The sequence below is a fragment of the Streptomyces sp. NRRL F-525 genome, from assembly GCF_000716605.1.
Classification (GTDB): domain Bacteria; phylum Actinomycetota; class Actinomycetes; order Streptomycetales; family Streptomycetaceae; genus Streptomyces.
This window is the reverse complement of the sequence record NZ_JNXE01000188.1, coordinates 1-325: the sequence shown is the minus strand read 5'-3', so window position 1 is coordinate 325 and position 325 is coordinate 1. Positions and strand designations below refer to the sequence as shown.

Here is a 325-nt window from a genome sequence, read left to right as displayed (position 1 = left end):
GCGGCCTCCCTTCGGCATCCACCGTGGCAGGGGGCACATCGGCGGCGCCCGATCGCCGTGGTCCGGTTCGGTCGGTTCGCTCGGTTCGGTCAGGCGGGTACCGGTACCGGGGGCTGGTCGGGCCAGGTGAAGACGTACGCGGGGTCGCCGCCACGGGCCAGGCGTACGTAGCGGAGCAGTTCGCGGACGATTCCCGCGTTGCCCATCGCCCAGCCGAGCTGCGGTTCGAGCTCGCCCGGCGTGGACCGGAAGTCGACGTTGGACCAATGGGCGCCCTCGCGGCCCCGGGTGGCGCGGGCGGTCAGGTCCGTGACCAGGACGTCGG

Annotated in this window: 1 pseudogene; it reads right to left on the bottom strand. The window is 73.5% G+C overall.

The window, feature by feature from the left end:
• Positions 1–89: 89 nt before the first annotated feature.
• Positions 90–325: pseudogene (locus tag OO69_RS48470) on the bottom strand (lanthionine synthetase C family protein); the annotation flags it as partial.